At 60.4% G+C, this 25,165-nt stretch carries 23 protein-coding genes; 14 read left to right on the top strand and 9 right to left on the bottom strand.

Annotated features, from left to right (window positions below; genetic code table 11):
* Nucleotides 1-20: 20 nt before the first annotated feature.
* From KGA83_RS06755 to KGA83_RS06735, 5 genes are all read left to right on the top strand, one after another.
* Nucleotides 21-1,931, top strand: coding sequence for an ATP-binding cassette domain-containing protein (locus tag KGA83_RS06755; protein ID WP_108217188.1), 1,911 nt, complete (start codon nucleotides 21-23; stop codon nucleotides 1,929-1,931).
* A complete protein-coding gene (locus KGA83_RS06750; protein ID WP_108217187.1) occupies nucleotides 1,931-2,512 on the top strand; it encodes a mechanosensitive ion channel family protein in 582 nt (193 codons plus the stop codon). Before KGA83_RS06755 ends, KGA83_RS06750 begins: the two co-directional genes overlap by 1 nt.
* Before the next feature lie 125 nt (nucleotides 2,513-2,637).
* On the top strand, nucleotides 2,638-3,270 hold the full coding sequence (rhtB, locus tag KGA83_RS06745; RefSeq protein WP_108217186.1) for a homoserine/homoserine lactone efflux protein: 633 nt from the start codon (nucleotides 2,638-2,640) through the stop codon (nucleotides 3,268-3,270).
* Nucleotides 3,271-3,432: 162 nt separating this feature from the next.
* Nucleotides 3,433-5,331, top strand: coding sequence for an FTR1 family protein (locus KGA83_RS06740; protein ID WP_223529207.1), 1,899 nt, complete (start codon nucleotides 3,433-3,435; stop codon nucleotides 5,329-5,331).
* Nucleotides 5,303-5,779 (top strand): DUF188 domain-containing protein, encoded by a 477-nt coding sequence (locus KGA83_RS06735; protein ID WP_223529205.1) that lies wholly within the window; start codon nucleotides 5,303-5,305, stop codon nucleotides 5,777-5,779. Before KGA83_RS06740 ends, KGA83_RS06735 begins: the two co-directional genes overlap by 29 nt.
* Nucleotides 5,780-5,865: 86 nt before the next feature.
* Here KGA83_RS06735 and elbB read toward each other — a convergent pair whose 3' ends face one another.
* A complete protein-coding gene (gene elbB, locus KGA83_RS06730) occupies nucleotides 5,866-6,534 on the bottom strand; it encodes an isoprenoid biosynthesis glyoxalase ElbB (RefSeq protein WP_108217183.1) in 669 nt (222 codons plus the stop codon).
* A gap of 115 nt (nucleotides 6,535-6,649) precedes the next feature.
* On the opposite strand from elbB, the gene KGA83_RS06725 reads away from it, so the two are divergent.
* Entirely contained in the window at nucleotides 6,650-7,885 is a 1,236-nt protein-coding gene (locus KGA83_RS06725) for a sterol desaturase family protein (RefSeq protein WP_223529203.1), read from the top strand.
* Here the strand turns inward: KGA83_RS06725 and KGA83_RS06720 are convergent.
* Nucleotides 7,866-8,498, bottom strand: coding sequence for a DedA family protein (locus KGA83_RS06720; RefSeq protein ID WP_108217181.1), 633 nt, complete (start codon nucleotides 8,496-8,498; stop codon nucleotides 7,866-7,868). The two genes, KGA83_RS06725 and KGA83_RS06720, sit on opposite strands and share 20 nt — an antisense overlap.
* A 205-nt stretch (nucleotides 8,499-8,703) precedes the next feature.
* On the opposite strand from KGA83_RS06720, the gene hemB reads away from it, so the two are divergent.
* Nucleotides 8,704-9,717, top strand: a complete 1,014-nt coding sequence (gene hemB, locus KGA83_RS06715) for a porphobilinogen synthase (RefSeq protein WP_108217180.1) — start codon at nucleotides 8,704-8,706, stop codon at nucleotides 9,715-9,717.
* Nucleotides 9,718-9,735: 18 nt separating this feature from the next.
* Complete coding sequence (gene ppk1, locus KGA83_RS06710; protein WP_108217179.1) at nucleotides 9,736-11,964, top strand: polyphosphate kinase 1; 2,229 nt, start codon at nucleotides 9,736-9,738, stop codon at nucleotides 11,962-11,964.
* A 184-nt stretch (nucleotides 11,965-12,148) separates the two neighbouring features.
* Here ppk1 and ppx read toward each other — a convergent pair whose 3' ends face one another.
* The 5 genes from ppx to KGA83_RS06685 all read right to left on the bottom strand — a co-directional run bounded on the left by ppx (nucleotide 12,149) and on the right by KGA83_RS06685 (nucleotide 16,700).
* On the bottom strand, nucleotides 12,149-13,651 hold the full coding sequence (ppx, locus tag KGA83_RS06705; protein ID WP_108217178.1) for an exopolyphosphatase: 1,503 nt from the start codon (nucleotides 13,649-13,651) through the stop codon (nucleotides 12,149-12,151).
* 201 nt (nucleotides 13,652-13,852) lie between these two features.
* Nucleotides 13,853-14,590: an amino acid ABC transporter ATP-binding protein gene (locus KGA83_RS06700; protein WP_108217177.1), complete on the bottom strand. Its 738-nt coding sequence runs from the start codon at nucleotides 14,588-14,590 to the stop codon at nucleotides 13,853-13,855.
* Complete coding sequence (locus KGA83_RS06695) at nucleotides 14,577-15,227, bottom strand: amino acid ABC transporter permease (RefSeq protein ID WP_108217176.1); 651 nt, start codon at nucleotides 15,225-15,227, stop codon at nucleotides 14,577-14,579. Before KGA83_RS06695 ends, KGA83_RS06700 begins: the two co-directional genes overlap by 14 nt.
* On the bottom strand, nucleotides 15,224-15,892 hold the full coding sequence (locus tag KGA83_RS06690) for an amino acid ABC transporter permease (RefSeq protein WP_108217175.1): 669 nt from the start codon (nucleotides 15,890-15,892) through the stop codon (nucleotides 15,224-15,226). Before KGA83_RS06690 ends, KGA83_RS06695 begins: the two co-directional genes overlap by 4 nt.
* Before the next feature lie 22 nt (nucleotides 15,893-15,914).
* A complete protein-coding gene (locus tag KGA83_RS06685) occupies nucleotides 15,915-16,700 on the bottom strand; it encodes a transporter substrate-binding domain-containing protein (RefSeq protein WP_223529201.1) in 786 nt (261 codons plus the stop codon).
* Between the two features lie 256 nt (nucleotides 16,701-16,956).
* On the opposite strand from KGA83_RS06685, the gene KGA83_RS06680 reads away from it, so the two are divergent.
* From KGA83_RS06680 to KGA83_RS06660, 5 genes are all read left to right on the top strand, one after another.
* Entirely contained in the window at nucleotides 16,957-17,664 is a 708-nt protein-coding gene (locus tag KGA83_RS06680) for a FadR/GntR family transcriptional regulator (protein ID WP_108217173.1), read from the top strand.
* A 121-nt stretch (nucleotides 17,665-17,785) separates the two neighbouring features.
* Nucleotides 17,786-18,115, top strand: a complete 330-nt coding sequence (trxA, locus tag KGA83_RS06675) for a thioredoxin TrxA (protein WP_003206727.1) — start codon at nucleotides 17,786-17,788, stop codon at nucleotides 18,113-18,115.
* Between the two features lie 247 nt (nucleotides 18,116-18,362).
* Nucleotides 18,363-19,622 carry a transcription termination factor Rho gene (rho, locus tag KGA83_RS06670; RefSeq protein WP_057712815.1) on the top strand — a complete coding sequence of 420 codons (1,260 nt, stop codon included), beginning with the start codon at nucleotides 18,363-18,365 and terminating at the stop codon, nucleotides 19,620-19,622.
* A 140-nt stretch (nucleotides 19,623-19,762) separates the two neighbouring features.
* The gene (gene ubiD, locus KGA83_RS06665) at nucleotides 19,763-21,229 is read left to right on the top strand and encodes a 4-hydroxy-3-polyprenylbenzoate decarboxylase (protein WP_223529198.1); all 1,467 of its coding nucleotides are present in this window, start codon (nucleotides 19,763-19,765) and stop codon (nucleotides 21,227-21,229) included.
* On the top strand, nucleotides 21,229-22,197 hold the full coding sequence (locus KGA83_RS06660; RefSeq protein WP_223529195.1) for a CDP-6-deoxy-delta-3,4-glucoseen reductase: 969 nt from the start codon (nucleotides 21,229-21,231) through the stop codon (nucleotides 22,195-22,197). Before ubiD ends, KGA83_RS06660 begins: the two co-directional genes overlap by 1 nt.
* 12 nt (nucleotides 22,198-22,209) lie before the next feature.
* Here the strand turns inward: KGA83_RS06660 and KGA83_RS06655 are convergent, their stop codons facing one another.
* Nucleotides 22,210-22,686 carry a sn-glycerol-3-phosphate transporter gene (locus tag KGA83_RS06655; protein WP_223529183.1) on the bottom strand — a complete coding sequence of 159 codons (477 nt, stop codon included), beginning with the start codon at nucleotides 22,684-22,686 and terminating at the stop codon, nucleotides 22,210-22,212.
* A 314-nt stretch (nucleotides 22,687-23,000) separates the two neighbouring features.
* Here KGA83_RS06655 and KGA83_RS06650 point away from each other — a divergent pair, with 314 nt between their 5' ends.
* Complete coding sequence (locus tag KGA83_RS06650; RefSeq protein WP_108217168.1) at nucleotides 23,001-23,669, top strand: gamma-glutamylcyclotransferase; 669 nt, start codon at nucleotides 23,001-23,003, stop codon at nucleotides 23,667-23,669.
* Here the strand turns inward: KGA83_RS06650 and glpT are convergent.
* Nucleotides 23,645-24,994 carry a glycerol-3-phosphate transporter gene (glpT, locus tag KGA83_RS06645; RefSeq protein ID WP_108217167.1) on the bottom strand — a complete coding sequence of 450 codons (1,350 nt, stop codon included), beginning with the start codon at nucleotides 24,992-24,994 and terminating at the stop codon, nucleotides 23,645-23,647. The genes KGA83_RS06650 and glpT overlap by 25 nt on opposite strands.
* Nucleotides 24,995-25,165: the final 171 nt, after the last annotated feature.

Genomic DNA, 25,165 nt, shown 5'->3' with positions numbered 1-25,165 from the left:
TGGTAGACTCCGCCGCCATTATGATTCGACTTCAGAACCTGACTTTACAGCGTGGCCCGCAACGTCTGCTAGAAGACGCCGAGCTGACGCTGCACGCCGGCCAGAAAGCCGGCCTCATCGGTGCCAATGGCGCCGGCAAATCGAGCCTGTTCGCCTTGCTTCGGGGCGAACTGCACCCGGACTCGGGTGATTGCTTCCTGCCGGCCGACTGGCGTATCGCCCACATGCGCCAGGAGGTCGACACCCTCGAACGCCTGGCGGTCGACTACGTGCTCGATGGCGACCTGCGCCTGCGCCAGGTGCAACGCGACCTGGCGGCAGCCGAAGCGACCCATGACGGTGCCGCACAGGCCCGCCTGCACTCCGAACTCGACAGCGCCGACGGTTACACCGCCGATGCCCGGGCGCGCAAGTTGCTGGCCGGTCTCGGGTTCACCAATGAGCAGATGGATCGTCAGGTCGGGGATTTCTCCGGTGGCTGGCGGATGCGTCTGAACCTGGCGCAGGCCTTGATGTGCCCATCGGACCTGCTGCTGCTCGACGAACCGACCAACCACCTGGACCTCGACGCCATCATCTGGCTTGAGGAATGGCTCAAGAGCTATCCGGGCACCCTGATGCTGATCTCCCACGACCGCGACTTCCTCGATGCCGTGGTCGATCACGTGGCCCACGTCGATCAGCGCAAGATCACCCTGTACCGCGGTGGCTACAGCGCCTTCGAGCGCGCCCGTGCCGAACGTCTGGCCCAGCAACAGCAGGCCTACGAGAAGCAGCAGGTGCAACGTGCGCACATGGAAAGCTACATCGCCCGCTTCAAGGCCCAGGCCACCAAGGCCCGTCAGGCCCAGAGCCGGATCAAGGCACTGGAGCGGATGGAAGAGCTGACCGCGGCCCACGTCGACTCGCCGTTCGATTTTGTCTTCCGTGAATCACAGAAAATCTCCAGCCCGCTGATCGACCTGTCCGATGCCCGTCTGGGTTACGGCGACAAAGCCGTGTTGGAGAAGGTCAAGCTGCAACTGACCCCGGGTGCGCGGATCGGTCTGCTCGGACCTAACGGCGCTGGTAAATCGACTTTAATCAAGAACCTCGCCGGTGAGCTCTCGCCATTGGCCGGGCGCTTGACCCGTGGCGAGAACACCGTGGTCGGTTACTTCGCCCAGCATCAACTCGATTCTCTGGATTCCAAGGCCAGCCCGTTGCTGCACTTGCAGCGTCTGGCACCGACCGAGCGCGAGCAGACCTTGCGCGACTTCCTCGGCGGCTTCGACTTCCGCGGCGCACGAATCGACGAGCCGGTGTTGAATTTCTCTGGTGGCGAGAAGGCGCGCCTGGCTTTGGCATTGATTGCCTGGGACCGGCCGAACCTGCTGCTGCTCGACGAACCGACCAACCACCTGGACCTGGAAATGCGTCTGGCGCTGACCATGGCCCTGCAGGAATTCAGTGGTGCGGTACTGGTGGTCTCCCACGACCGGCATTTGCTCAAAAGCACCACCGACAATTTCTATCTGGTGGCGGACGGCAAGGTCGAAGAGTTCGATGGCGACCTGGAGGACTACACCCGTTGGCTGGTGGACTACCGTCAGCGCAATGCACCGGTCAGCAACACCCCAGTCAACCCGGACAAGACCGACAAGAAAGCCCAGCGTCAGGCCGCTGCTGCGTTGCGCCAGCAACTGGCACCGCACAAGCGTGAAGCTGACAAGCTTGAAACCGAGCTGGGCAAGCTCCACGAGAAGCTGGCGAAAATCGATGCCAGCCTCGGCGACAGTGAAATCTACGAACCGGCACGCAAGAACGACTTGCGTGATCTGCTGGCCGAACAGGCCAAACTGAAGGTGCGTGAGGCGCAACTGGAAGAAGCGTGGATGGAAGCCCTGGAATTGCTGGAAAGCATGCAGGCGGAGCTGGAGGCGCTGTCCTGATGGACGCCTTCAAGCTGCCGTTGCCGGCGGTGTGGGTCGAGCCGATCTGGCTTGGCGTGCAAATCCTGCTGATCCTGCTCGCCGGTTACTTCGCCCAGCGCTTTGTTGCCAAATGCCTGACTCGTCTCGGTGAGCGCTACCCGTTTCCGCCGCAGTTGCTGATGCCGCTGCGCGGGGGCCTGCGCTGGCTGATCATGGGCAGTGCGTTGATTTTCGTGCTGGAGCGCCTCGGGGTTTCGGCCACGGTGCTCTGGACCGCGTTATCCGGTTTTGTCGCGGTCGCGGCGGTGGCGTTTTTCGCCATGTGGAGCGTGCTGTCGAACCTGCTGTGCGCGATCCTGATCTTTACCGTCGGCCCGTTCCGCATCGGTGACGTGGTCGAGCTGGTGGACACCACTGACAAGCCCGGTGTCAAAGGTCGGGTGGTGGCGATCAATCTGCTTTACACCACGCTGATCGAGGCCGAAGAACTCGGCACTGGCAGCGCCATGGTGCAAGTGCCTAATAGTCTGTTCTTCCAGCGTTCTGTTCGGCGCTGGCGCGGCACGGATGTGTTTCCTTCCAGCGGGTTTGAAAAGTAGTAAGCCAGTTCAAGATCTTTGCTTTTGGCTGTTGGCAGTCGCCATGTCCTGTAAAAAATCGGTAGTCATCCAATCAAAGCCGCATTAGCTTAGACATCTGTCATGAGTCTGAGTCGAGGTGTGAAATGGAGCTTCAAACATGGCTGGCTTTTTTTGCCGCCTGCTGGGTGATCAGCCTGTCCCCCGGTGCCGGCGCCATTGCGTCGATGTCCAGCGGTCTGCAATACGGATTCTGGCGCGGCTACTGGAACGCCCTGGGTCTGCAATTGGGCCTTGCAGTGCAGATCGCCATTGTCGGCGCCGGTGTGGGCGCGATTCTGACGGCGTCGGCCACAGCCTTCTATGCGATCAAATGGTTCGGCGTGGCGTACCTGGTCTACCTCGCGATCAAGCAATGGCGTGCGCTGCCCAGCGATATGAGCGATGACGCGGCTGTGCGTCAGATCGGCAAGCCTCTGGCCCTAGTGTTCCGTGGTTTTCTGGTGAACATCAGTAACCCCAAGGCGCTGGTGTTCATGCTGGCGGTGTTGCCGCAGTTCATCGACCCCCATGCTCCACTGCTGATTCAGTATCTGGTGATCGGCGTGACCATGATCTGCGTCGACTTGATCGTCATGGCTGGCTACACCGGTCTGGCGTCCAGGGTGCTGCGTCTGCTGCGCACACCGAAACAGCAAAAACGCATGAATCGGACCTTTGCCGGACTGTTCATCGGTGCGGCAGCATTCATGGCGACGCTGCGCAAAGCTGCGATCTAAGCTCGCGGAAATCCAGGAAGGCGACCCATGAGGTCGCCTTTTTCATTGGTGTATCAATACCTTGGAGAACCCGTGATTTCACCGGAAGTCCCGACAATGCTTGAGCGAAACCCGTTGGGCGTTAACAATATGTAACTTCGTTTTTCCAACTGAGATTCATTCATGATTGCCCCCTCCCGTTTGCTGGCTTGGTTGCTGCTGCCGCTGTTCGCGGCGTGCAGCGTTCAACTGCTGGCCGCCCCTGCCGAAGGTGCGCCGCAGGCGCTGCACTTGCTCGATTACATCGGCGCGGATTACCCGGCCACGGTGCAGGCGGGCAGCATCACGGACCAGGCCGGATTTCGCGCGCAGCAAGAGTCGGTCAAGACGCTGGGAAGCCTGATGGCGGCCATGCCGGCCAAACCGGAAAAAGCCGCGCTGGAGCAAAACCTGACCGCGCTGGGCAATTCCATCGGCGCCCGTCAGGACGGTGCTGATGTCACTCGCCAGGCCCGGCAACTCGGTGCAAAGCTGGCCGTGGCCTATGAAGTCAGCCAGGCCCCGGTCATTACGCCGGACCCGGCGCGTGGCGCGCCGCTGTACGCTCAGCATTGCTCGGTCTGCCATGGCGATACAGGGGCCGGCGAGGGCCCGGCGGGCGTCGGCATGACGCCACCGCCTTCCAATCTGCGTGACACCACACGACTGGATCGACTGAGCCTCTACGCGATCTACAGTACCTTGGGCTTGGGCGTCGAAGGGACTGACATGCCGGCCTTTGCCGATCAACTGGATGATCGTCAGCGTTGGGACTTGGCCACCTATATCGCCAGCTTCAGTGTTGACCCGACGACGGCCAAGGCTGAAAAGACCTACGACATCGCCGACCTGGCTCGTCAGACCCCGGCCGAAGTACAGGCCGCCGAAGGCCCGCAAGCCGCCGCGACCTTCCGTGCCCAGCGGGCGCAACCGCCGCAGGTCAAGCGTGGCCCGGCGCAACTGCTCGACTACACCGCAGCCACTCTGGACAAGAGCATCGCGGCGTATCGTGCCGGTGAGCATGATCAGGCTTATGACTTATCCGTAGCGGCGTATCTGGAAGGCTTCGAGCTGGTTGAGAGCTCGCTGGATAACATTGACGCCAACGTACGTAAAGACACTGAAAAATCCCTGATGGCCTACCGTCAGTCGTTGCAAGATGGCCTGCCGGTGAGCGAGGTCGAGCAGCGCCTGAACGTCGCCAAGGCCAAGTTGAAGGCATCGGCCGGCCTGTTGGGCAACGAGGGTTTGAGCTGGTCGCTGAGTTACATTTCCGGCCTGCTGATTCTGCTGCGTGAAGGTCTGGAAGCGATTCTGGTGCTGGCGGCGATCCTGGCTTTCCTGCGCAACACGGGTCAACAGGCGGCGGTGCGCAGTGTCAACGCCGGTTGGGGGTTGGCGTTTCTGGCGGGGCTGGGTACCTGGGCGCTGGCAGCCTATGTGATCGATGTCAGCGGTTCGCAGCGCGAATTGCTGGAAGGCGCGACGGCGTTGTTTGCCAGTGTCATGGTGTTGTGGCTGGGTGTGTGGATGCATGACCGTCGTCACGCGGCGGCCTGGCAGGATTACATCAAGACCAGCCTGGTGGGTGGCGGTGGGCGTTTCGGCTTTGCGACCCTGGCGTTTTTCTCGGTGTATCGCGAACTGTTCGAAGTGATTCTGTTCTACGAAACCCTGTGGTTGCAGGCAGGTCCGGCGGGGCATAACGCGGTGCTGGCCGGTGGGGCCACGGCGCTGGTGCTGCTGGTCGGCCTGGCCTGGGTGATTTTGCGCGGTTCGGCGAAGCTGCCGCTGGCGCTGTTCTTCAGCATCAACGCCGGTCTTTTGTGCGCCTTGTCGGTGGTGTTTGCCGGGCATGGCGTGAAAGCGCTGCAAGAAGCCGGGATCTTCGGCACTCGACCGGTGCCGTTCTTTGACTTTGAATGGTTGGGGATCCATGCCGATGCGTATTCGCTGAGTGCCCAGGCTGTGGCGATCATTGCGATTGTCGTGTTGTATGGCCGTAGCCGGGTGGTTGAGAAGCAGCGGGTGCAGGTTTCTTAAAAGGCATTCGCTTCGCTCACTTTCGCGGGCAGCCAAGGATCTGGTGGTGAAGTTCGCCCTCAAGCGCCAGTTCGAAGTGGTGCTGGTGGCCGGACAGCCGCAGACCAAGCCGGGGCTGGCACTGGTCAAGTTGATCGTGGTGCCGAGCGGTCCGGATGCGGCGGACGATTATCTGGTGGAACACGCGGTGCCCGGTGAGCTGGTGATTTGCAGCGATGTGCCGCTGGCCGATCGTCTGGTGAAGAAGGGCGTGGCGGCGCTCGATCCGCGGGGCAAGGAGTTTGATGCGCAGAACATGGGAGAACGGCTGGCGGTGCGCAACCTGTTCACCGATTTGCGCGAACAGGGGCAAATGGGTGGGGGGCCAGCGCCGTTCGGCGACCGTGAGAAGCAGGCGTTTGCCAATGCGCTGGACCGGATTTTGACCAGGTTATCCCGCAACGTCTGAACAGATCGCAGCCTGCGGCAGCTCCTACAGGTATACACCGCCCCCTTGTAGGAGCTGCCGCAGGCTGCGATCTTTTGATCTTGTTTTTACGCGTCGTCTTCGTGGGTCAGTTCCAATACCCGGTCGACCAGCTTGTTGATCCCCGACGCCGCTTCACTGATCGATTGCGCCAGCATGTAAGCCGGTGTGCTCACCAGTTTGCGTGCCTTGTCCTCGACGATGTCACTGACCGCGCAATCGGCATGGGTGGCGCCCATTTTGTTCATCGCGGCAGCGGTGTCGGTGTCATTGCCGATGGTGCAGGTGACGCCGGGGCCGTAGATCTTTGCCGCCAGGGCAGGTGAGATACACATCAACCCCACCGGCTTGCCGGCCTCGGCAAAGGCTTCGGTCAGTGCCAGGACATCCGGTTGAACGGTGCAGCCAGCGCCTTCGATGGCGAAGTTGGACAGGTTCTTGGCCGAGCCGAAGCCGCCGGGCACGATCAGCGCATCGAACTCATCGACGTTCGCGTCACGGATATCCTTGATGTTGCCCCGGGCTATCCGTGCCGATTCCACCAGCACGTTGCGCGATTCAGGCATTTCTTCGCCAGTCAGGTGATTGATCACATGCAACTGCGCGATGTTCGGTGCGAAACACTGCACCTGGGCACCGCGCTGGTCCAGGCGCAGCAGGGTGATGACGCTCTCGTGGAGCTCGGCGCCGTCGTACACGCCACAACCGGAAAGGATCACTGCAACTTTTTTGCTCATGGGCTTTTCTCCAGATTCATGGCGTTAAATGTCCACTAATTTGTCACTCGTTGCCATAGGGTTAATTCACGGCTACACATAGCATCTGTCCTCAAGATTCCGGTCAGGGCGCGTCATGGACTTCATTCTGTATGCGGTGCCGTTTTTCTTTGTGCTGATCGCCGTCGAACTGCTGGCCGACCGTTGGCGCGGGGTCAGTAATTATCGGGTGGCGGACGCGATCAACAGCATCAGCACCGGCGTGCTGTCGACCACCACGGGGCTGCTGACCAAAGGCGTGGGGCTGGTGACCTACGCGTTCGCCCTCAAGTACCTGGCGCTGTTCGAACTGTCGGTCGACAGTGTGTGGGTCTGGGTGTTCGCTTTTGTCTTCTATGACTTCTGCTACTACTGGCTGCACCGCATGGGCCACGAGCGCAACATCCTCTGGGCCGCCCATTCGGTGCATCACCAGAGTGAGGACTACAACCTGTCCACGGCGTTGCGCCAGACCAGTACCGGATTCCTGCTGAGCTGGATCTTCTATCTGCCGATGGCGGTATTCGGCGTGCCGCTGCTGATGTTCGTCAGCGTCGCGGCGCTGAACCTGCTCTACCAGTTCTGGGTGCACACCCGGCACATTCCCAAGCTTGGCTGGTTCGAATGGTTCTTTGTCACGCCGTCCAATCATCGGGCTCACCATGCACAGAATGCTCTCTACATGGATCGCAACTACGGCGGCGTGTTCATTATTTGGGACCGTCTGTTCGGCTCGTTCCAGGAAGAAGACGACAACGAGCCAGTGATTTTCGGTGTGACCACGCCGCTGGCGAGCTGGAATCCTGTGTGGGCAAACGTGCAGTTCTACGCGCAGTTGTGGGCAGATGCACGGCGTACCGAAAGCACCTGGGACAAGCTGCGGATCTGGTTCATGCGCACCGGCTGGCGCCCGGCGGACGTGGCGGCCAAATACCCGATGAACAAGCCGGACCTGAACCAGTTCCGCAAATTCGAGGTGCCGCTGGACGGACGTCAGCAGCTCTACGTCTTGTTGCAGTTCTGCGCCTACGTCGCGCTGGGCAGCTACTTGATGAATCTTGAGCCGAAGCTGCCGGTCGCCGCCCTGATGTTGGGTTGGGGGGCGGTGGCGTTCGGTCTGTTTGTGCTGGGCGTGGCCCTGGAGAATCGCCCGTGGGCGTTGAAGCTGGAGTGGGCGCGGCTGGCGTCGAATCTGCCATTGGTATGGCTGGCCCCGATGGTGGGGTTGTGGCCGGCCAGCGCGGTGGGCTGGGTCGGCCTGCTCAGTTACAGCCTGTTGAGCGGCATCGGTCTCTACTGTTGCAGAAACCGCATTACTCGATTGGCGTCGTAGGGCCTTCGATTTTTGTTCGTTCGGCCTTCATGGCTTGCTCGTCGGCGTAGACCTGCTTGGCCAGGCGGGCATTCTTGAAGCGCCGGCGCAGCCATAGCACGAAGCCCAGGACCAGCAGGGCGCCGAGTACCCAGAGTTCGTACTTCTTCACACTGCCGAGCATGCCTTCGAGCACCGCGCCGAAATGGTACGCGGCCGCCGCCAATGCGGCGGCCCAGATCGCCGCGCCAATGCCGTTGAGCAGCAGGTAGCGGCCCGGCGGATAGCCCGACAACCCGATGGCCACCGGCATGACCGTGCGCAAGCCGTAGACGAAGCGGAAGCTCAATACCCAGATGTCCGGGTGCCTGCGAATGTGTTCCAGCGCCCGGTCACCCATCATCTGCCAGCGCGGTTTGCGCGCCAGCAGCTTGCGACCGTGCTTGCGTCCCAGGAAGTACCACAGTTGGTCGCCGGCATAGCTGCCGAAGAAGGCCACGACCACCACCAGGTTGATGTCCATGTATCCACGGAACGCGAGGAAGCCTGCGAGTACCAGAATGGTTTCGCCTTCGAAGAACGTGCCTAGAAAAAGGGCAAAGTAGCCGAAGTCATGCAGAAATTGTTGGAGCATTGTCTGGGTGCTGGCGAAATGAACGCGCAGCCTAACCCTTCGGACACATTCAGGAAAGTGTCCAAATGTGTCTCGACGTGAACATTTCCTACAACGACAATGGAATGCGGCTACCTGTCGCAGCGTGCACATAACTGTCACACGTTCGTCATAATGGCCGCTTATAACTGTCACGCTCGCACGTCTGCGGGCTCAGGAGTCTGCCGTGAGCTTTACCCCCGCCAATCGTTTGTTCCCCGCAACCCGCCTGCGCCGCAACCGTCGTGATGACTTCTCGCGTCGTCTGGTCCGTGAAAATGTCCTGACCGTCGATGACCTGATCCTGCCGGTATTCGTGCTGGACGGTGAAAACCGTCGCGAAGCGGTGGCCTCGATGCCGGGTGTCGAACGCCTGACCATCGACCTGTTGCTGGAAGAGGCGGCCAAGTGGGTCGAGCTGGGGATTCCGGCGCTGGCGCTGTTCCCGGTAACACCCTCGCAGCTCAAGTCGCTGGACGCCGCCGAAGCGTGGAACCCAGAAGGCATCGCCCAGCGCGCGACCCGTGCGCTGCGTGCGCAATTCCCTGAGCTGGGCGTGATCACCGACGTCGCCCTGGACCCGTTCACCACCCACGGCCAGGACGGCATTCTTGATGAAGAAGGCTACGTGCAGAACGACATCACCGTCGACGCACTGGTCAGGCAAGCCCTGTCCCACGCCGAAGCCGGCGCCCAGGTCGTGGCGCCATCGGACATGATGGACGGCCGCATCCAAGCGATCCGCGAAGCCCTCGAGGTGGCCGGTCACGTCAACGTGCGGATCATGGCCTACTCGGCCAAGTACGCCAGCGCCTATTACGGCCCGTTCCGCGATGCGGTCGGTTCGGCGCTGAACCTGGGCAAGGCCAACAAGGCCTCCTATCAGATGGACCCGGCCAACAGCAACGAAGCCCTGCACGAAGTGGCGGCGGACTTGTCAGAAGGTGCAGACATGGTCATGGTCAAGCCAGGCATGCCGTACCTGGACATCCTGTGCCGGGTAAAAGAAGAATTCAAAGTGCCGACGTTTGTTTATCAAGTCAGCGGCGAATACGCCATGCACATGGCGGCGATCCAGAATGGCTGGTTGAGCGAAGGGGTTATCCTCGAGTCCCTGACCGCTTTCAAACGTGCAGGGGCTGATGGCATCCTGACGTACTTTGCCGTTCGTGCCGCTCAATTGTTACGAGAGCAAAAATAGCCCTCCCAGGAACATTCGATGAATACCGAAGTGCTCACTGAAGTTGCCGTAAAAGACGCTCAACCTGTGGTGGAGCAAGTCGACGAGACCCCGCCGGAGCTGGAGCCAGCTCCGCCCGCAGCGGTCGTCGAAACCGCTACGCCAGCGCCAGCGCCAGCGGTGGCCATTCCCGGTCTGGATGACAGCAGCCTGTACATCCACCGCGAGCTCTCGCAACTGCAGTTCAATATCCGCGTGCTGGAGCAGGCGCTGGACGAGTCCTACCCGTTGCTGGAGCGGCTGAAGTTTCTGCTGATCTTCTCCAGCAACCTGGACGAGTTCTTCGAAATTCGTGTCGCCGGCCTGAAGAAGCAGATCACTTTCGCCCGTGAACAGGCTGGCGCCGATGGTCTGCAGCCGCACCAGGCCCTGGCGCGCATCAGTGAGCTGGTTCACGGTCACGTCGATCGTCAGTACGCAATCCTCAATGACATTCTGTTGCCGGAGCTGGAAAAGCATCAGGTCCGCTTCATCCGTCGCCGCAATTGGACGACCAAGCTCAAAACCTGGGTCCGCCGCTATTTCCGCGACGAGATCGCCCCGATCATCACCCCGATCGGCCTCGACCCGACGCACCCGTTCCCGTTGCTGGTGAACAAGAGTCTGAACTTCATCGTCGAACTCGAAGGTATCGATGCGTTCGGTCGCGACTCCGGCCTTGCGATTATCCCGGCACCGCGTCTGCTGCCGCGCATCATCAAGGTGCCGGAAGAAGTCGGCGGCGCAGGCGACAACTATGTGTTCCTGTCGTCGATGATCCACGCCCATGCCGATGACCTGTTCCAGGGCATGAAGGTCAAGGGCTGCTACCAGTTCCGCCTGACCCGGAACGCCGACCTGGCGCTGGACTCCGAAGATGTAGAAGACCTGGCCCGTGCCTTGCGCGGCGAGCTGTTCTCCCGTCGTTATGGCGATGCGGTACGTCTGGAAGTGGCTGATACCTGCCCGAAACACCTGTCCGACTACCTGCTCAAGCAATTCAACCTGAGCGAGTCGGAGTTGTATCAGGTCAACGGTCCGGTGAACCTGACGCGGCTGTTCAGCATCACCGGCCTGGACAGTCAGCGCGAGCTGCAATACCTGCCGTTCACCCCGCAGATCCCGAAACTGCTGCAGAACAGCGAGAACATTTTCAGCGTGATCAGCAAGCAGGACATCCTGCTGCTGCACCCGTTCGAGTCGTTCACCCCGGTGGTCGACCTGCTGCGTCAGGCTGCCAAGGATCCGCACGTGTTGGCGGTGCGCCAGACGCTGTATCGCTCCGGCGCCAACTCGGAAATCGTCGATGCGCTGGTGGATGCTGCGCGTAACGGCAAGGAGGTCACCGCGGTGATCGAACTGCGTGCGCGGTTCGACGAAGAATCCAACCTGCAACTGGCCAGCCGTCTGCAAGCGGCCGGTGCGGTGGTGATCTATGGCGTGGTCGGCTTCAAGACTCATGCCAAGATGATGCTGATCCTGCGTCGAGAGGCGGGCGAAATCGTGCGTTACGCGCACCTCGGCACGGGCAACTACCACGCCGGCAACGCCCGCCTGTACACCGACTACAGCCTGCTGACTTCCGACGACGCTTTGTGCGAAGACGTCGGCAAACTGTTCAGTCAGTTGATCGGCATGGGCAAGACGCTGCGCATGAAGAAATTGCTGCACGCGCCGTTTACCCTGAAAAAGGGCATGCTCGACATGATTGCCCGCGAAACCCAGTTCGCCCTCGACGGCAAACCGGCGCATATCATCGCCAAATTCAACTCGCTGACCGATCCGAAGATCATCCGCGCGCTGTACAAGGCCAGCCAGTCAGGCGTGCGCATCGATCTGGTGGTGCGTGGCATGTGCTGCCTGCGGCCGGGTATCACTGGGGTTTCCCACAACATCCACGTGCGTTCGATCATTGGCCGCTTCCTGGAACACACCCGGGTCTTCTACTTCCTCAACGGCGGCGACGAGCAGATGTTCCTGTCCAGTGCAGACTGGATGGAGCGCAACCTCGACAAGCGCGTCGAGACTTGCTTCCCGGTGGAAGGCAAGAAGCTGATCATGCGGGTCAAGAAAGAGCTGGAGATGTATCTGACCGATAACACCCACAGCTGGAGCCTGCAGTCGGACGGTCGTTACGTCCGTAACACACCGACCGGCAACCAGAACCCGCGCAGTGCCCAGGCGACATTGCTGGAGCGTTTGGGCAGCCCGATCCTGGCTGTTCGTTAACGCAGCGACCCTAAAAAAGGGCGATCCATATGGATCGCCCTTTTTTTGTATCAATGCGGTCCCCTGTAGGAGCGAGCTTGCTCCGGGCGGCGCTCCGACGAAAAACGTGAGGGCAACGCGTATCCAGATAACACGCGTTATCGTTAGCCTCCATCGCGAGCAAGCTCGCTCCTACAGGGGGGAATCAGCGTGCGTTCAGCACAATATCGACGCGAGTGAGCCATTCCGCTTCGATGGCGAAGTCGGCCTGGGTCAGCTGGTTTTCGTCCAGCCAGTTCTCCGGGAACACCACTTCCAGGCTATTGCCATAGGCGTTCAGTACCACCTGGGGCATTTGCTGGGTGCCACGGATGTGGTGGAACAGGATCGCAAAGCGCAGCAGCACGCACAGGCGAATCAGCTTGATGCCGTCGTCGCCGAAATCGGCGAACTTGTCTTTGGGAATATTGCGGCGGTGGCCGCGCACCAGTAGCGCGAGCATCAACTGGTCTTCGCGGGAGAACCCGGCGAGGTCGGAGTGCTCGATCAGGTAGGCGCCGTGCTTGTGGTACTGATAGTGAGCAATGTCCAGGCCCACTTCATGGACCTTGGCCGCCCAGCCGAGCAGTTCGCGCCAGACGCCGTCTTCCAGATCCCAGTCCGCGGCCACCTGATCGAACGCATGCAGCGCCTTGCGCTCGACCCGTACCGCTTGCTCTTGATCGACGTGGTAGCGCTCCATCAGCGAAGTGAGGGTGCGCTCGCGCACGTCCTCGTGATGATGGCGGCCCAGCAGGTCATAGAGTACGCCTTCGCGCAGGGCGCCTTCGCAGTGATCCATGCGTTGCAGCTCGAGGGCGTCGAAGATCGCTTCGAGGATCGCCAGGCCGGCGGGGAAAATCGCCCGGCGATCCGGTTTGATTCCTTCGAAATCGATTTTCTCGACGTCACCGAGCTTGATCAGTTTGCGCTTGAGCCAGGCCAGGCCTTCGGCATTGACCTCGCCGGTGCCGTGACCGCCAGCCTTCAACGCCAGACCGATGGCGCGGATGGTGCCCGAGGAGCCGATGGCTTCATCCCAGGTCAGGCGGTGCAAGGCGTGCTCGATGCTCATGATCTCCAGCCGCGCCGCGGTGTACGCCTGGGCGTAACGGGCCGGGGTGATCTTGCCGTCCTTGAAATAGCGCTGGGTGTAACTGACGCAACCCATCTGCAGGCTTTCGCGCAGCAGCGGTTCGAAGCGCTGGCCAATGATGAACTCAGTACTGCCGCCGCCGATGTCGGCCACCAGGCGCTTGCCCGGGGTATCGGCGAGGGTGTGGGACACGCCGAGGTAGATCAGGCGCGCTTCTTCACGACCGGAAATGACTTCCACCGGGTGGCCGAGGATTTCTTCGGCGCGACGGATGAATTCGGCGCGGTTGCGAGCTTCACGCAAGGCGTTGGTGCCGACGATGCGAACGGCGCCGGTGGGCATACCGCTGATCAGTTGGGCGAAGCGCTTGAGGCAGTCGAGCCCGCGCTGCATCGATTCTTCGTTGAGATGGCGCTCTTCGTCGATGCCGGCGGCCAGCTGAACCTTCTCCCCGAGACGCTCGAGAATACGGATCTCGCCGTTCTGGGCCTTGGCCACGACCATGTGAAAGCTGTTGGAGCCCAGGTCGATTGCGGCGATCAGGGACAGATTCTTGGCTTGGGATTGCGGCATGGTCAGGGGTCTCGGTCGATAACCTCGACATCGTGCCACGATCAAAGGCTGCCGCCAACGCGTAGGTGACCGCTTCGCGGTCAATCGCGAGCAGGCTCGCTCCCACAGGGGCCCAGGTTGCCTCTAATCCCACGACCGACACACAACCAATGTGGGAGCGAGCCTGCTCGCGATGACGGCCTGAGCGGCACCGAAAATCTTTCAGGCCACAGACTCAACCGTCCCGATGAAATTCGCCAGCTCCGCCGTCTGCGGATTGGCGAACAACACCTTCGGATCGCCTGTTTCATGCACCTTGCCCTGGTGCATGAACACCAACTTGTCCCCAACCTCCCGTGCGAAGCGCATTTCGTGGGTGACCATGATCAGCGTCATGCCTTCCCTGGCCAGTTGCCGAACCACGCTCAGCACTTCATTGACCAGCTCCGGGTCCAGGGCTGAGGTGATTTCATCGCACAGCAGCACTTTCGGCGACATCGCCAGGGCACGGGCAATCGCCACCCGCTGTTGCTGCCCGCCGGACAGTCGATCCGGGAAGGCATCGAATTTCTCCCCCAGCCCGACCCGCTCCAGCATCTGCCGCGCCAGTTCGGCGGCCTTGGCTTTTGGTGCTTTCTGCACCACTTGCGGCGCGAGCATGACGTTCTCGCCCACGGTCAGGTGCGGGAACAGGTTGAACTGTTGGAACACCATGCCGACTTTCTGCCGCAGGCTGCGCAGGTCGGCGCGGGCGGCGTCCAGGTACTCGCCGTCGACTTCGATCACGCCGTCGTTGATCGACTCCAGGCCGTTGAGGGTGCGCAGCAAGGTCGATTTGCCCGAACCGCTGCGGCCGATGATCGCCACCACCTGGCCTTCCTCGACACTCAGGTCGATGCCTTTGAGCACATGGTGATCGCCGTAGTATTTATGCAGGGCGGAAATTCTAAGCAGAGGCATGCAGTCTCCTTTCCAGGTAGCGCGCACTGAGCGACAAGGGATAACAGAGCAGGAAATAGCCGAGAGCGACGAGGCCGTAGACCATGAAAGGTTCGAAGGTGGCGTTGGCGAGCATGCCGCCAGTCTTGGTCAATTCGGTGAAACCGATGATCGAGGTAACGGCGGTGCCTTTGACCACTTGCACGGAGAAGCCCACAGTCGGCGCCACGGCGATACGCAGGGCTTGTGGCAGGATCACGTAGCGCAGTTGCTCCAGCGGGTTCAGCGCCAGGCTCGATGAGGCTTCCCACTGGCCGTTGGGAATCGACTCGACGCAACCGCGCCAGATCTCCGCCAGGTAAGCGCTGGTGAACAGCGTCAGAGCGATCGCCGCCGCCATCCACGGCGAAATCTCCACACCGGCCAGCGCCACGCCAAAAAACACCAGGAACAGCTGCATCAACAGCGGCGTGCCCTGGAACAGTTCGATGTAAGTACGAGCGAAACTGCGCGGCAGGGATTTATCCGAGATGCGCATGACCATGATCAGCAAGCCGATCAATCCGCCGCCAATGAACGCCACCAGCGACAGCGCCAGCGTCCATTGCAGGCCGGTGAGCAGGTTGCGCACGATGTCCCAGAAGGTGAAATCGCTCATTGGCTGTTCCTCGCGATAAACCGATGCCCGATCCAGTTCAGCAATTGGCGGATCAGCAGCGCCATGCACAGATAGAGCAGCGTGGTCAGGGCATAGGTTTCAAAGGCCCGGAAGTTGCGCGATTGAATGAAGTTGGCCGCGAAGCTCAGCTCTTCAGTGGCAATCTGTGAACACACCGCCGAGCCGAGCATCACGATGATGATCTGGCTGCTCAGGGCTGGCCAGACCTTACCCAGCGCCGGCAGCAGCACCACGTGACGAAAGGCTTCGAAACGTGTCATCGCCAACGCCGCCGCGGCTTCCAACTGACCCCGGGGGATCGCCTGGATGCCAGCACGGATAATCTCGGTCGAATAGGCGCCGAGGTTGATGACCATCGCCAGCACCGCCGCCTGCCATTCGGAAATCTGCATGCCCAGGGACGGCAAACCGAAGAAGATGAAAAACAACTGCACCAGAAATGGTGTGTTGCGGATCGACTCGACATAGACCGCGAAAATCCCCGCGAAAGGCCGGATGTTCCACGCTCGCACCAGCGCCCCGACGATGCCCAGGCCCACCCCAAGCACCGCGCCGATGGCTGTCAGCTCAAGGGTGAACAATGCACCGCGCAGCAACAGGTCGGTGTTGTTCACCACCGGCAGGAAATCGAACTGATAAGCCATAAAACGTCTCCAGCGCGCCGAATCAGAGATCGGCCGGCAGCGGTTCTTTCAGCCAGGTGAGGGCGTTTTTCTCCAGTGCGCCGTCGCTCTTGGCGGTGACGAGGATCTGGTTGACCTTATCCAGCAGCGCCGGCTCGTTCTTGTTAACACCGATGTAGACCGGCGAATCCTTGAGCTTCACCTTCAGCGCCGGTACGCGTTTCGGACTTTTCTCGCTGATCGCCACCATCACCACGTTACCGCTGGCGATCAGGTCGACCTGGCCCGCCAGATACGCGGCGATGGTCGAGTTGTTGTCTTCGAAGCGCTTGATGGTCACACCTTCGGGGGCGACCTTGGTCAGCTCGATGTCTTCGATGGCACCGCGGGTGACGCTGATGGTCTTGCCCTTGAGATCGTCCAGACCTTTGATGCTGGCGTCTGGCGGACCGAATACAGCGAGGTAAAACGGCGCGTAGGCGCGGGAGAAGTCGATGACTTTTTCGCGCTCCGGGTTCTTGCCGAGGCTGGAGATCACCAGGTCGACCTTGCCGGTGGTGAGGAACGGGATGCGGTTGGTGCTGTTGACCGGCGTCAGTTCGAGTTTGACCTTGAGCTGGTCGGCCAGCAGTTTCGCGGTGTCGATGTCGAGTCCCCGGGGTTGCATGTCCGGGCCGACCGAGCCGAAGGGCGGGAAGTCCTGGGGCACGGCGACCTTGAGGACTCCGCGCTTGACCACATCGTCCAGACCGTCGGCGTGGGCGGGGACCTGGCTCAGCAGCAGGCTGGCAAACAGGACAGCGAGGAGGGCGCGGTAACGCTGGGTCATGGCAAATCTCCGGATCGGTGAGCAGTGATTTCTGCGGATCGACAGAGCATGGGCCATGCCAACTTAGGGTTTTGAGGGCGCCAGGGCGCGGTTTTGCTGGTGTCGAACGGTCTTACTGGTCTGAACAGTCAGGTTGTATTTCGCACCCCGATAGCGCAGCCAGGAAAATTGCCGAACCCCCATGGGGCACGACTTGCCGGGCGTCGTGAATAGCTTTACAACTGGGCGCACATTGTCCTGGTTCGTTTGGAAAACCATGAATTCGATCTCCCGTGCCGTACCTGAAGTGGCGCTGCAGGCCATCCGCAAACTGATTACCGAGCAGGGCTTCGGGCCGGGGGATGCCTTGCCCTCGCAACGGGAACTGGCGGTGCAATTGGGGGTTAGTCGGGCATCGTTGCGCGAGGCGTTGTCATCGTTGAGTGCGCTGGGCGTGATCAGCATCCAGCCGGGCAAAGGCGTGTTCGTGCAGGCGCCGGTGGAGCTGCCGCGAGGCGAGGCAGCGCCAGGCTGGCCGTTCGCGGCGCAGGCTTCGCCGCTGGATATCTTCCAGTTGCGCTACGCGCTGGAGGGGTTTGCCGCGGGGCTGGCGGCCGTGACCTTGAGCACCGATGAACTCGATGCGCTGGAGGACAATGTCGCCGCCATGCGCAACGAACTGAAAGCAGCCGATTTCGAAGCGGCGGCGCGGCTGGACTTTGAATTCCACCGACGCATCCTGCTGGCCAGCGGCAATCAGGCGATGCTGAGTATCCTGACTGCCAGTGCCGACATCTTCCTGGAGAGTCAGAAGCTACCGTTCATCCGGGCCGAGCGGGCCATGGAAACCTGGCAGGAACACCGCAAGATCCTTCGTGCGCTGGCTCGCCGAGCCTCTGGCGCCGCGCAGAAAGCCATGCGCGAGCATGTGCGTAACGCGGCGTTGCGCACTGGAATCGCCTTCGTCGCTCCCGCCACGGCGTGACCTGGGCTATACCCAAACTCATGGAACACCATAGCGAGACTCAATCAACTGCACCTTCCTGAACGAGGTAAGGACCGCTATGATGGGCCACGTTTTTTTGCTTACAACCCTGGAGAATTCCATGAGCAGCGATCTTATCAAACACGTTAGCGACGCTAGCTTCGAGGCCGACGTACTCAAGGCTGAAGGCGCTGTACTGGTCGATTACTGGGCTGAATGGTGCGGCCCTTGCAAAATGATCGCTCCTGTTCTGGACGAAATTGCCGAGACCTACAAAGGCAAGCTGACCGTTGCCAAGCTGAACATCGACGAAAACCAGGAAACCCCGGCCAAGCATGGCGTGCGCGGTATCCCGACCCTGATGCTGTTCAAGAACGGCAACGTTGAAGCGACCAAGGTCGGCGCACTGTCGAAATCGCAACTGGCTGCCTTCCTCGACGCCAACATCTAAGCGTCGCAGCAAAGTGTCCTGAAAAAGCCCCGCAAATAGCGGGGCTTTTTGCGTATTCAGGGCTAGACGCTCCTAAACTCAGGTGGTACATTCGGCCCCGCACTGGTTTCTCCATTGCCCCCTGCTAGCCGTCGCCGACGCACTCCTTTTCGAATAAGTACGCGATCCTGTCGCCTTCTCCGCGGCGCGGCCTCATTAAGCCAAAAGCTTAATTTCCCCCCTCCATAAATGATTACGTCATTCCTATATGAATCTGACTGAACTCAAGCAAAAGCCGATTACCGAACTGCTCGAATTGGCCGAACAGATGGGCATAGAAAATATGGCCCGTTCGCGCAAGCAGGACGTGATTTTCTCCCTGCTCAAGAAGCACGCGAAAAGCGGTGAGGAAATCTCCGGTGATGGCGTGCTGGAGATCCTCCAGGACGGCTTCGGCTTCCTGCGCTCCGCTGACGCTTCCTATCTCGCCGGTCCAGACGATATCTATGTCTCGCCGAGCCAGATCCGTCGTTTCAACTTGCGCACCGGTGACACCATCGTTGGCAAGATCCGTCCTCCAAAGGAAGGCGAGCGTTATTTCGCGCTGCTCAAGGTCGACACCATCAACTTCGACCGTCCGGAAAACGCGAAAAACAAGATTCTCTTCGAGAACCTGACCCCGCTGTTCCCGACCGTGCGCATGAAGATGGAAGCCGGCAACGGTTCCACCGAAGACTTGACCGGTCGTGTCATCGACCTGTGCGCCCCGATCGGCAAAGGCCAGCGCGGTCTGATCGTTGCACCGCCGAAAGCCGGCAAGACGATCATGCTGCAGAACATTGCCGCGAACATCGCGCGTAACAATCCTGAAGTTCATCTGATCGTGCTGCTGATCGATGAGCGTCCGGAAGAAGTGACCGAAATGCAGCGCACCGTGCGCGGCGAAGTGGTTGCCTCGACGTTCGACGAGCCGCCAACCCGCCACGTGCAGGTTGCCGAAATGGTGATCGAGAAGGCCAAGCGCCTGGTCGAGCACAAGAAGGACGTGGTGATCCTGCTCGACTCCATCACTCGTCTGGCTCGCGCCTACAACACCGTGATCCCGAGCTCCGGCAAAGTGCTCACCGGTGGTGTCGATGCCCACGCCCTGGAGAAACCGAAACGTTTCTTCGGCGCTGCGCGGAACATCGAAGAAGGCGGCTCGCTGACCATCATCGCCACCGCGCTGGTAGAAACCGGCTCGAAGATGGACGAAGTGATCTACGAAGAATTCAAAGGCACCGGCAACATGGAACTGCCGCTGGATCGTCGTATCGCTGAAAAGCGCGTGTTCCCGGCCATCAACATCAACCGTTCCGGCACCCGCCGCGAAGAGTTGCTGACCGCCGACGACGAGCTGCAGCGCATGTGGATTCTGCGCAAGCTACTGCATCCGATGGATGAAATCGCTGCCATCGAGTTCCTGGTCGACAAGCTGAAAACGACCAAGACCAACGATGAGTTCTTCCTGTCGATGAAGCGCAAGTAAGTCGAGCAGGTACAAAAAGCCGGGGAAACCCGGCTTTTTGCTATCCGATTTTTGATCAGGTGGCAGTTCGTGGTTCTGAACCGAAGGGTTCGGCGCTAAACTGCCTGCCCCGAACGCCACGGCCAACACGAGGCTCACGCATGCAGTATCGCGACTTGCGCGACTTTATCAGCGGCCTGGAACAGCGCGGTGAACTCAAGCGCATCCAGGTTCCGGTGTCCCCAGTACTGGAAATGACCGAGGTCTGTGACCGCACTTTGCGCGCCAAGGGGCCGGCCCTGCTTTTCGAAAAACCCACCGGTTACGACATTCCCGTGCTCGGCAACCTGTTTGGCACCCCCGAGCGCGTGGCGCTGGGCATGGGCGCCGAGGCGGTCAGCGAACTGCGCGAAATCGGCAAGCTGCTGGCGTTCCTCAAGGAACCCGAGCCACCGAAAGGTCTGAAGGATGCCTGGTCCAAGCTGCCGATTTTCCGCAAGATCATTTCGATGGCGCCGAAAGTCGTCAAGGACGCGATGTGCCAGGAAGTGGTCATCGAAGGCGACGACGTCGACCTGGCCATGTTGCCGGTGCAGACCTGCTGGCCGGGCGACGTTGGCCCGTTGATCACCTGGGGCCTGACCGTCACCAAAGGCCCGAACAAGGATCGCCAGAACCTCGGCATCTATCGTCAGCAAGTGATCGGTCGCAACAAGGTCATCATGCGCTGGCTGAGCCACCGTGGCGGCGCGCTGGATTACCGCGAATGGTGCGAGAAGCATCCCGGCCAGCCGTTCCCGGTATCCGTGGCATTGGGCGCGGACCCGGCGACCATCCTTGGTGCCGTGACCCCGGTTCCCGACAGCCTTTCCGAATACGCTTTCGCCGGCCTGTTGCGCGGCAACCGCACCGAGCTGGTGAAATGCCGCGGCAATGACCTGCAAGTGCCGGCCACCGCCGAAATCATCCTCGAGGGTGTAATCCATCCGGGCGAAATGGCCGATGAAGGCCCGTACGGCGACCACACCGGTTACTACAACGAGGTCGACAGCTTCCCGGTGTTCACTGTCGAGCGCATCACTCACCGGATCAAACCGATCTACCACAGCACCTACACCGGCCGTCCACCGGATGAGCCGGCGATTCTCGGCGTTGCGCTGAACGAGGTGTTCGTGCCGATCCTGCAGAAGCAGTTCCCGGAGATCACCGATTTCTACTTGCCGCCCGAAGGCTGCTCGTACCGCATGGCCATCGTGACCATGAAGAAGTCGTATCCGGGCCACGCCAAGCGGGTAATGCTGGGTGTCTGGTCGTTTTTGCGACAGTTCATGTACACCAAGTTCGTTATCGTCACCGACGACGATATCAACGCCCGGGACTGGAACGACGTGATCTGGGCCATCACCACGCGCATGGACCCCAAGCGCGACACGGTGATGATCGACAACACGCCGATCGACTACCTGGACTTCGCTTCGCCGGTGTCCGGCCTGGGTTCGAAAATGGGCCTCGATGCCACACATAAATGGCCGGGCGAAACCACCCGCGAGTGGGGCAGGGTCATCGTCAAGGACGATGCCGTGACCCAGCGGATCGATGCCATCTGGAATCAGTTAGGAATAGATTGATGCGTGTAACCTTGCAGCCCTCCGGAGCAGTGCTTGAGATATTGCCCGGCGAGCGGATTCTCGATGGCGCACGCCGTCTGGGCTACGAATGCCCGCAAAGCTGCCGCAACGGCAATTGCCACGTGTGCGCCGCGCTGCTGGTGGAAGGGCGGGTCGAGCAGGCCGGCAATGTGCGTGATCATGGCGAGTTCTACACTTGCATAGCGGAGCCGCTGGAAGACTGCATCGTGCTGTGGGATGGCGTGCTCGCCTTGGGAGAACTGCCGGTGCGCAGCGTGTCGTGTCAGGTCATTGAGTGCAAGGACGTGGGCGGCGACACCTGGCGCGTGCGTCTGCGGGCTCCGGCCGGTAAACCGCCGCGCTACCACGCCGGTCAGTACCTGATGATCGAACGCGAGAGCGGCGAAAAGTCCGCCTTCTCCCTCGCCTCGGCACCGCATGCGGGACGCGACTTGGAAATCCACGTACTGGCGCGTGAATCCAGTGCGCTGGGTCTGATCGAACAGCTTCAGCGCAACAGCATGGTGCGGGTCGAGTTACCGTTTGGCGATACCCACCTGGAAGAGTTGCCGGACGGTCCTCTTGTGCTGATCGCCGCTGGAACCGGCATGGGCCAGATCCACGGCCTGATCGAACATTGCCGGGCCTCGGGTTTCAAGCATCCGGTGCACCTGTATTGGGGCGTGCGTCGTCCAGAAGACTTTTATCAAGTCGAGCATTGGGACGAATGGCTGAAGCTGCCCAATCTGTTCCTGCACAAGGTCGTCAGCGATCAATGCAGCTGGGAAGGGCGTTGCGGCATGTTGCATGAAGCGGTCTGTGAAGACTTCCCTGACCTCAAGCCGCTGCACGTGTACGCCAGCGGCTCTCCGGCCATGGTCTACGGCACGCTGGATGCGCTGGTGGAAGCGGGAATGGATGCGCATCAGATGCGTGCCGACGTTTTTGCCTACGCGCCACGCTCGTAGGTCAGCGCGGGATCAGAAGCGCGCGCCAGTGGTCACCATGGCGGCGTTGAAGCCGAGCAACACCAGCTCGGCTGCCACCGGACCGTAATGTGCGCCCAGTGAGGGGATGATCACCGGTGCGACCCCGAAGCGATTCAGGGGGATCTTGTCCTTATGTTTGCCACGGTAGCCTTCCAGCAGGCCGCCCGTGAATTTGATATACACGGGATAGGAGGCGCTTTCGTAGCGTTTACCCGCGTAGGCATAGTGTGAGCGTTGACTGTACGAATTGCGAAAAGTGGCAGCGCCAAACAGCCGGTCGGACGCGTCGATACGTTCAAGGCCAATAAGATCCTGATTATTGTTGTGCCTGGGGTCGGGCGAATAGTGCTTCGTATAAACACTGGTCTGCAAATACCAGGAGCCGGTGTCCTTTGAGTTTGCGGGCTGTGCCAGCGCCAATGACGCCAAGGCCATCGACAGCACTGCGTAAAACCATGGTTTTTTCATTGGCGGCCCCCTGTAAAGGCAGTCTGGCTTGCGACTGTGTGGCCGTTATACGCGACGCTCGATGGGGGCCAGAAGGCGGTAAATCTGAAGGGGGAGTAGGACGTTTCTGATAAGCGGCTTTATTCCCGGAGGGACTCAATGCTTATGCATATTTCATTCTGGTATTTAAGATATTTGCAAAATGACATTAGGGTATATAAACAGTCAGGCAAACGTCCTTTATCACTTTTCGTTTTACCTTTACTGCTATATGTTCTATTACATTAATAGTGCATTACATTTTGTAATGCTTGCGGGGCCGAACAACTGTTGCCATGAGCGCCATTGAATCTGCTTTCTTGAATCTGGCTTACCCTCCGCGGCTCGATCTGGGGCCGCAGCTCACTCACGAACAACTGCTCAGCTCGATGCAATTGACCATGGCGCGCCACAAGGGCGGGCCGGTCTGGTTGTTTGCGTATGGTTCGCTGATCTGGCGCCCTGAATGCACGGCGGTTGAGCGGGTTCGCGGCCGGGTGCATGGTTACCATCGCGGGTTGTACCTGTGGTCCCACGAACATCGCGGCACACCGGAAATGCCCGGCCTGGTGTTTGGCCTGGATCGCGGCGGTTCTTGCAGCGGTTTCGCCTATCGCTTGCCCGAAGAGCAACTCGAAGCATCGCTTTACGCACTTTGGCAGCGCGAGATGCCATTCCCTTCCTACCGCCCGCACTGGCTCAACTGCCGTCTCGAAGATGGCAGCCAGGTACAGGCATTGGGCTTTGTGCTGGAGCGACACCTGCCCAGCTATGCCGGCAACTTGCCGGACCATGTGCTGAGCCATGTGTTTGAAAACGCCTGCGGGCGCTACGGCAGCACTCGCGATTATGTCGAGCAGACCGCGCACGCCCTACGCAGCCACGCCATGCCAGACCGGAATCTGGAGGCGCGGCTCAAGCGCTGTAAGTCAAAGGCCGATCAAGCGAGCGCTTCGCGGCCCTGACTGGCGATCTGTTTGTGTCGTAGCGTCGGGGCCAGGAAGGCCATCGCCAACAGGCAGGCGCCGACCAGTAACACGAAACCGCCGTCCCAACCGAAATGGTCCACGGTGTAGCCCATCGCTGCACTGGCCGCGACCGAACCGCCCAAGTAACCGAACAGCCCGGTAAAGCCTGCCGCCGTACCGGCAGCTTTCTTCGGAGCCAGTTCCAGCGCCTGCAGGCCGATCAGCATCACCGGGCCGTAGATCAGGAAGCCAATGGAAAGCAGCGCGATCATGTCGACCATCGGATTGCCGGCCGGGTTGAGCCAGTAAACCAGCGTCGCGACCGTCACCAGCGCCATGAACACCATGCCGGTCAGGCCACGGTTGCCACGGAAGATCTTGTCCGACATCCAGCCGCACAGCAGCGTGCCCGGGATACCTGCCCACTCGTAGAAGAAATACGCCCACGAAGTTTTGTCTACGGTGAAACCCTTGGCTTCCTTGAGGTAGGTCGGTGCCCAGTCCAGCACGCCGTAGCGCAGCAGATAGACAAAGACGTTGGCCATGGCGATGTACCAGAGCATTTTGTTGCGCAGCACGTATTTGACGAAGATTTCCTTGGCGCTGAATTCCTCTTCGTGGCTGGCGTCGTAGCCTTCCGGGTAGTCGTTCTTGTACTGCTCGATCGGCGGCAGGCCAACCGATTGCGGGGTGTCGCGCATGGTCACAAAGGCAAACACCGCCACTGCCAGCGCCACTGCAGCCGGCACGTAGAACGCGGCGTGCCAGTCATTGAACAGGCCCATGCCGATCAGGAACAACGGACCGATCAGGCCACCGCCGACGTTGTGTGCCACGTTCCACACGGACACCACGCCGCCACGTTCCTTCTGTGACCACCAGTGCACCATGGTCCGGCCGCTCGGTGGCCAACCCATGCCCTGCGCCCAGCCGTTGATGAACAGCAGAATGAACATCATGGTCACGCTGGACGTTGCCCAGGGCGCGAAACCGAAAATGAACATCACCCCGGCCGACACCAGCAGGCCGAACGGCAGGAAGAAGCGCGGGTTAGAGCGGTCGGACACCAGGCCCATGAGGAACTTCGACAGGCCGTAGGCAATCGCGATGGCGGACATCGCCAGACCCAGCTGACCACGGGAGTAGCCCTCATCGATCAGGTACGGCATGGCCAGGGAGAAGTTTTTGCGCAGCAGGTAGTAACCGGCATAGCCAAAGAAGATGCCGGCGAAAATCTGCCAGCGCAGGCGTCGGTAGGTGCTGTCTATTTTGTCTTCAGGCAATGGAGCCTGATGTACGGCAGGACGAAAGAAAGCAAACATTCAAGAGCTCCAGATTTCTTGTTTTGACTGCGGATACGAATATTACAGTTTCGTTACCGAAAATATCATCGGTTCTCATCGGCAAAACAGCGGAAATGTTGGAAGTCGCGTGTTCCTTTATGAACATGTCGCTCAGATGTAAGTGAAGGACGCTGTAGGAAACGTTACTTT

It is taken from the genome of Pseudomonas sp. GL-R-19 (genome assembly GCF_019956375.1).
GTDB lineage: Bacteria > Pseudomonadota > Gammaproteobacteria > Pseudomonadales > Pseudomonadaceae > Aquipseudomonas.
Note: the sequence above shows the minus strand (reverse complement) of the source record. Positions and strands in the feature narration are given on the sequence as shown.

Coding starts and splice junctions, on each gene's coding strand:
- elbB (WP_108217183.1), bottom strand. CDS start 6,534: ATGAGCAAAAAAGTTGCAGTGATCCTTTCCGGTTGTGGCGTGTACGAC.
- KGA83_RS06690 (WP_108217175.1), bottom strand. CDS start 15,892: ATGGCTTATCAGTTCGATTTCCTGCCGGTGGTGAACAACACCGACCTG.
- KGA83_RS06720 (WP_108217181.1), bottom strand. CDS start 8,498: ATGCTCCAACAATTTCTGCATGACTTCGGCTACTTTGCCCTTTTTCTA.
- rho (WP_057712815.1), top strand. CDS start 18,363: ATGAATCTGACTGAACTCAAGCAAAAGCCGATTACCGAACTGCTCGAA.
- KGA83_RS06660 (WP_223529195.1), top strand. CDS start 21,229: ATGCGTGTAACCTTGCAGCCCTCCGGAGCAGTGCTTGAGATATTGCCC.
- ppx (WP_108217178.1), bottom strand. CDS start 13,651: ATGCCGCAATCCCAAGCCAAGAATCTGTCCCTGATCGCCGCAATCGAC.
- KGA83_RS06655 (WP_223529183.1), bottom strand. CDS start 22,686: ATGAAAAAACCATGGTTTTACGCAGTGCTGTCGATGGCCTTGGCGTCA.
- KGA83_RS06695 (WP_108217176.1), bottom strand. CDS start 15,227: ATGAGCGATTTCACCTTCTGGGACATCGTGCGCAACCTGCTCACCGGC.
- KGA83_RS06750 (WP_108217187.1), top strand. CDS start 1,931: ATGGACGCCTTCAAGCTGCCGTTGCCGGCGGTGTGGGTCGAGCCGATC.
- KGA83_RS06680 (WP_108217173.1), top strand. CDS start 16,957: ATGAATTCGATCTCCCGTGCCGTACCTGAAGTGGCGCTGCAGGCCATC.
- glpT (WP_108217167.1), bottom strand. CDS start 24,994: ATGTTTGCTTTCTTTCGTCCTGCCGTACATCAGGCTCCATTGCCTGAA.
- KGA83_RS06755 (WP_108217188.1), top strand. CDS start 21: ATGATTCGACTTCAGAACCTGACTTTACAGCGTGGCCCGCAACGTCTG.
- KGA83_RS06740 (WP_223529207.1), top strand. CDS start 3,433: ATGATTGCCCCCTCCCGTTTGCTGGCTTGGTTGCTGCTGCCGCTGTTC.
- rhtB (WP_108217186.1), top strand. CDS start 2,638: ATGGAGCTTCAAACATGGCTGGCTTTTTTTGCCGCCTGCTGGGTGATC.
- KGA83_RS06700 (WP_108217177.1), bottom strand. CDS start 14,590: ATGCCTCTGCTTAGAATTTCCGCCCTGCATAAATACTACGGCGATCAC.
- KGA83_RS06685 (WP_223529201.1), bottom strand. CDS start 16,700: ATGACCCAGCGTTACCGCGCCCTCCTCGCTGTCCTGTTTGCCAGCCTG.
- KGA83_RS06725 (WP_223529203.1), top strand. CDS start 6,650: ATGGACTTCATTCTGTATGCGGTGCCGTTTTTCTTTGTGCTGATCGCC.
- ppk1 (WP_108217179.1), top strand. CDS start 9,736: ATGAATACCGAAGTGCTCACTGAAGTTGCCGTAAAAGACGCTCAACCT.
- ubiD (WP_223529198.1), top strand. CDS start 19,763: ATGCAGTATCGCGACTTGCGCGACTTTATCAGCGGCCTGGAACAGCGC.
- trxA (WP_003206727.1), top strand. CDS start 17,786: ATGAGCAGCGATCTTATCAAACACGTTAGCGACGCTAGCTTCGAGGCC.
- KGA83_RS06650 (WP_108217168.1), top strand. CDS start 23,001: ATGAGCGCCATTGAATCTGCTTTCTTGAATCTGGCTTACCCTCCGCGG.